Below are 5,108 nucleotides of genomic sequence, written 5' to 3'. Positions count from 1 at the left end.
TCGACCCTTTGGGGGCGGGGTATCAGGCGGCGGGGCCGGCGCCGGCCGGTGCGCGGCATGGCCATTTACGCGCCTTGGACTCGTCTGACGGCCCCGTCGGCGCGAAGGGCCGGGCGGGAGGCGGTTCATGCGCGGCGCCGCCGCGCGGCATCATCCCGAGCGCGGCCGTGGCCGAGGCGGCCCAGAGCGAGACCAGCCGCGTCCACGCCTCCACCGCCTCCGGGTCGGAGGCGAGCGCGGCGAGTTCGCTCTGCCACAGCGCGATCCAGTCCCGGGCGAGCTGGTCGAGCTCGGCCCCGGTGTCCTCGGCCCCGTCCATCGGTCCCGTCCATCTCAGGCCGCCATCCTAGAGCATGCGCGAGGCGGCGCGAAACGCCGCCCGCAGCCGGGCCTGCACCGCGAGATAGCGCGTGCCGAGGCGGACGGGCGGTGCTAGGCTGCACCGCAGCAAGGACCGAGAGGAAGCAGGTGGATGGCTGAACCGGTTCGCTCCGACGCTCCCGCCGACCAGACCGGCAAGACCGGGGAGCAGGCACCGCCGGTGGTGGTGAAGAAATACGCGAACCGGCGGCTCTACAACACCGAGGCCTCGTCCTACGTCACGCTCGACCACCTCGCGCAGATGGTGAAGGAGGGGCGCGAGTTCGTCGTCTACGACGCCAAGACGGGCGAGGACATCACCCGCCAGGTACTGACGCAGATCATCGTCGAGGAGGAGGCGAAGGGGCGCAACCTCCTGCCGATCGGCTTCCTGCGCCAGCTCATCAGCTTCTACGACGACAGCCTGCAGTCTCTGGTGCCCCGCTATCTCGAGTACTCGATGGGGATGTTCGCGCGCCAGCAGGAGCAGATGCGCCGGGCGATGCAGCAGACCATGGAGGGACTGTTCCCCTTCTCCATGGAGGAGATGGGCAAGCAGAACATGGCGATGATGGAACGCGCGTTCAGCCTCTTCGCGCCGTTCTATCGCGGCGCCGCCTCCGGCGGCCCCGAGCCCGGCGCCACACCTGCTCCGGCTGCGGAGGAGCTGCGCGAACTCGAGCGGCTGCGCGGCGAACTCGCCGCGCTCAAGCGCGAGCTCGAGGCGTTGCGCGGGCGCACGACGTAGCACGCCCCCGCCGACCGGGGCCTTCCCGGATCGGAACGAGGGCGGGGCAGACCCCTCACGTGTTCGTGCCCGCCCGGGACTGCAACTTCCGGCTGCATGTCCCGATTAGGCCATCGTCCGGCGTTACGGCCGGCCATCGCACCGCGCCAGCGTTGGGAGAACACGATGAGCGTCTCGCCGCTGCCTGCCCCGTCGGTCGCCGAGGGGGTCGAGAAACCGGCCCATCCTCCCCTGCGGGCCAACACCGTCGATCGCCATGTCGGCGCGCGCATCCGCGAGCGGCGACTGATGCTGGGGCTGAGCCAGCAGCAGCTCGCCGAGGCGATCGGCGTCACCTACCAGCAGGCGCACAAGTACGAGCGTGGGCTGAACCGCATCTCGGCCGGGCGGCTCTACGCCGTCGCCCAGGTGCTGGGCGTGCCGGTGAGCTGGTTCTTCGACGGGCTGGGCGCCGGCGGGCAGAGCGGACAGCTCTCCCAGCGCCAGCGCCTCTGCCTCGAGGTCGCGCGCAACTTCGCCCGCATCCGCGACGAACGGCACCGCGCGGCGCTGAGCCAGATGGCGCGCGCGCTCGCCGCCGAGGGCCCCGACGCGGAGTAGCGAGGCGGTCGCCCCGCTCGCAGGCGACGGCGCGCTTACCAAGCCCCGATCCGGAGGCTAGGCTGCGGCGTCCGTGCAGCCGGAGCCGCCCGCCATGCGTCTTGCCGCCGCCACACTTGCCGCCGCCCTCGCCGCCACGCCCGCCATCGCGCAGGACTGGCCCGGGCGCGAGCCGATCCGCATGATCGTCTGCGCCCCCGGCGGCAGCACGGTCGATCTGACCGCGCGGCTCTGGGCGGACGCGATCCGCGAGCGGATCGGCAACCATGCGATCGTGGTCGAGCCGCGCGCCGGCGCCGGCGGCATGATCGGTGCCGAGGCGGTCGCGCGCGCGCCGGCCGACGGGCACACGCTGCTGGTCTGCTTCCCCGGCAGCTTCACGATGATCCCGCACCTGCGCCGCAACCTGCCGATCGATCCGCTGAACGACCTGCGCCCGCTCGCGCTGCTCGCGACCGCGCCCTTCGTGTTCGTCGCCGACGCGCGGGTGGCGCGCACGCTGCCGGAGTTCGTCGCCAGGGCGAAGGCCCCGGGCGCGGACCTCTCCTACGCCTCGGTGGGGCCCGGCAGCCTCGCCCATCTCGGCATGGAGCTGTTCAAGCAGAGGACCGGCGCGCCCCTGGTGCACGTCCCCTATCGCGGCAGCCCCGAGGCGATCACCGACCTGCTGGGCGGGCGCATCGCCGCCTTCATCACCCTGCTCTCGGCCGTGCAGGGCCATGTGGCCGAAGGCAGGCTCGCGGCGCTGTTCGTCACCGGCGAGACGCGGATGGGTGCGCTGCCGGAGGTGCCGACCGCCAGGGAGGCCGGACTGCCGGATCTCACCGTGCTCACCTGGCACGGGCTGTTCGTGCCGCGCGCAACACCGGAGCCGGTGGTGCAGCGGATCGCCGCGGTGCTCGCCGCGGCGCGGTCGAGTGCCGCGCTGCGCGAGGGACTCGCGAAGGCCGGCTCGGACCTCCCGGCGCTCGGCCCCGCGGAGTCGGAGGCGCACATCCGTGCCGAAAGCGCGACCTGGAAGCGCGTGATCGAGACGGCCGGGATCACCGTGCAGTGACGGGCGCGCTGGCAGGCAAGCGCGCGGTCGTGACCGGTGGCACGCGCGGGATCGGTCGCGCCATCGCCGAGGCCCTGACGGCGGCGGGCGCGGCGGTGTCGGTCTGCGCGCGCGGCGCGGCGGGGGTGGCGGAGGCGCGCGGACGCTTCGCCCATGCCGCGATCTGCGATCTCGCCGAGGGTGACGCGGTGCGCCATTACATCGGGGAGGCGGCGGCTGCGCTCGGCGGGATCGAGATCCTGGTGAACAACGCCTCCGGCTTCGGCGCGAGCGACGACGAGGCCGGCTGGGCGGCGAGCCTCGCGGTCGACGTGATGGCGTCCGTGCGCGCAAGCCGGGCGGCCGTGCCGCACATCGCCGCGGCGGGCGGCGGGTCGATCCTGCACATCTCGTCCATCTCCGGACTGCGGCCGAGCCCGCGCACGCCGCCCTACGGCGCGGCGAAGGCGGCCCTGGTCCACTACACGCAGAGCCAGGCGGTCGCGCTCGCGAAGCAGGGCATCCGGGTGAACTGCATCGCCCCCGGTTCGATCGAGTTCCCGGGCGGCAGCTGGGAGAGGCGGCGGCTCGCGGGCGATCCGCTCTATGCGCGCGTGCTGGCGGGCATCCCGTTCGGGCGCCTGGGCACGCCCGAGGAGGTGGCCGAGGTCGCGCTCTTCCTCGTCTCGCCCGCCGCACGCTGGGTCACCGGCCAGACGATCGCGGTCGACGGCGGCCAGATGCTGACCTGACGCCGCGCGCGCCGGGGCGGTCACCGCCCCTCGATCAGCCGCCGCCGCAGCCGCGCGCTCGCGATGTCGATCGCGTAGACCGCGACCAGGATCAGCAGGATGATCGTGCTCGCCTCGCCCCAGTCATAGGCGCGCAGCCGGTCGGAGAGCTGATAGCCGATGCCACCCGCGCCGACGATGCCGAGGATGGTCGCCGAGCGGGTGTTGCTCTCCCACATGTAGAGCGTGCTCGCGAGCATGTTGGGCAGCACCTGCGGCAGCAGCCCCCAGCGGATCACCTCGCGTCCCGACCCGCCGGCGGCGCGCACACCGTCGAGCGGCCTCGTGTCGGCGTTCTCGATCGCCTCGGAATAGAGCTTGGCGAAGGTCCCGGCGTCCACCATGGCGATCGCCATGATGCCAGCGAGCGGGCCGAGACCGACGGCGCGGACGAACACGATCGCCCAGATGAGGTGGTCGAGGCTGCGCAGCGCGTCGGCGAAGCGGCGGAAGCCGAACTGCAACGTCCGGACGCCGAGCACGCCGCGCGCGCAGAGGAAGCCGAGCGGCAGGGCGGCGAGCGCGCCGAGCAGCGTGCCCATGAAGGCCATGGCGACGGTCTCGGCCAGGGCGAGCAGCCATTCGGGAAGATGCCGGAGGCCGCGCGGCGGCAGCATCAGCAGCACCGCGCCGCCGAGCTTGCCGAAGCCCTCGGCGAGCCGCGGCCCGATCAGCTCCACGCGCCACGCCGCCGCGCAGAGCAGCAGGGCGAAGCCGGCCAGGCCGACCAGCGCCATCGCCCTGCGCCGGCCGCGCGCCGCCAGCATCGCTTCGAGCGCGTGCCGCCGCGCCGTCGCCGTCACGGCCGCGCCCCCCGCACGATGCGCCCTCGCACGACCTCGGAGAGCCAGTCGATCGCGAACACGGTCAGCGCGACGATCACCAGGATCGCGCCGGCGTCGTCGTAGTAGGAGAGCCGCAGCGCCTCGTAGAGTTCGAGCCCGATCCCCCCGGCGCCGACGAAGCCGATGATGGTGGCGGAGCGCACATTGACCTCGAAGCGCCAGAGCGTGAAGGACAGCCAGTTCGGCAGGACCTGGGGCAGGACGCCGTAGACGACCTCCTCGCGCGGGCTCGCGCCCGCGGCGCGCAGGCCCTCGAGCGGGCGCATGTCGATGTTCTCGTTCGCCTCGGCGAACAGCTTGCCCTGCGCGCCGGCCGTGTGCACGGCGATCGCGAGCACGCCCGGCAGCGGGCCGAGGCCGAAGGCGAAGACGAAGACGATCGCGAAGACGAGATCGGGCACCGCGCGGGCGAACTCCAGCGCGCGCCGGCTGGTCCAGTAGGCGATCGCGCCGGATGTCAGGTTCGCGGCCGCCGGGATGGAGAGGGCGGCACCGGCCAGCGTGCCGAGCGTGGTGGCGAGCAGCGCCATCAGCAGCGTGTCGCCCAGCAGCACGAGCCAGCGCCCGAGCCCCCAGTACCAGGCGGCGATGTCCTCCCCGAGCGTCGCGGCGCGGAGCGGGGGCACGAGCAGGCCGAGGAACTCGCCGAGCCTGGGCAGGCCGCCGGCCAGCCGCGCCGGATCGAAGCCGCCCATCCAGGCCGCGGCCAGGGTCGCGGCCGCGAACGC

General features: G+C 73.5%; 7 protein-coding genes. 4 read left to right on the top strand and 3 right to left on the bottom strand.

The window, feature by feature from the left end:
• Positions 1-22 precede the first annotated feature (22 nt).
• Positions 23-319: a hypothetical protein gene (locus tag FK498_RS17280; RefSeq protein WP_141856748.1), complete on the bottom strand. Its 297-nt coding sequence runs from the start codon at positions 317-319 to the stop codon at positions 23-25.
• Between the two features lie 153 nt (positions 320-472).
• Here FK498_RS17280 and phaR point away from each other — a divergent pair, with 153 nt between their 5' ends.
• The 4 genes from phaR to FK498_RS17260 all read left to right on the top strand — a co-directional run bounded on the left by phaR (position 473) and on the right by FK498_RS17260 (position 3,496).
• The gene (gene phaR / locus FK498_RS17275) at positions 473-1,108 is read left to right on the top strand and encodes a polyhydroxyalkanoate synthesis repressor PhaR (protein ID WP_202614903.1); all 636 of its coding nucleotides are present in this window, start codon (positions 473-475) and stop codon (positions 1,106-1,108) included.
• 165 nt (positions 1,109-1,273) lie between these two features.
• The gene (locus FK498_RS17270) at positions 1,274-1,708 is read left to right on the top strand and encodes a helix-turn-helix domain-containing protein (protein ID WP_141856746.1); all 435 of its coding nucleotides are present in this window, start codon (positions 1,274-1,276) and stop codon (positions 1,706-1,708) included.
• A gap of 94 nt (positions 1,709-1,802) precedes the next feature.
• Positions 1,803-2,765 carry a tripartite tricarboxylate transporter substrate binding protein gene (locus FK498_RS17265; RefSeq protein ID WP_141856744.1) on the top strand — a complete coding sequence of 321 codons (963 nt, stop codon included), beginning with the start codon at positions 1,803-1,805 and terminating at the stop codon, positions 2,763-2,765.
• Positions 2,762-3,496 carry an SDR family NAD(P)-dependent oxidoreductase gene (locus FK498_RS17260; protein WP_141856742.1) on the top strand — a complete coding sequence of 245 codons (735 nt, stop codon included), beginning with the start codon at positions 2,762-2,764 and terminating at the stop codon, positions 3,494-3,496. Before FK498_RS17265 ends, FK498_RS17260 begins: the two co-directional genes overlap by 4 nt.
• Positions 3,497-3,516: 20 nt before the next feature.
• Here the strand turns inward: FK498_RS17260 and phnE (FK498_RS17255) are convergent, their stop codons facing one another.
• Positions 3,517-4,338 carry a phosphonate ABC transporter, permease protein PhnE gene (phnE, locus tag FK498_RS17255; protein ID WP_237560996.1) on the bottom strand — a complete coding sequence of 274 codons (822 nt, stop codon included), beginning with the start codon at positions 4,336-4,338 and terminating at the stop codon, positions 3,517-3,519.
• Positions 4,335-5,108, bottom strand: a 774-nt coding sequence (gene phnE / locus FK498_RS17250) for a phosphonate ABC transporter, permease protein PhnE (protein WP_141856740.1), incomplete at its 5' end; no start/stop codon positions are given. The genes phnE (FK498_RS17250) and phnE (FK498_RS17255), both read right to left, overlap by 4 nt.

Source organism: Elioraea sp. Yellowstone, assembly GCF_006704265.1.
Taxonomy (GTDB): Bacteria; Pseudomonadota; Alphaproteobacteria; order Acetobacterales; family Acetobacteraceae; genus Elioraea.
Note: the sequence above shows the minus strand (reverse complement) of the source record. Positions and strands in the feature narration are given on the sequence as shown.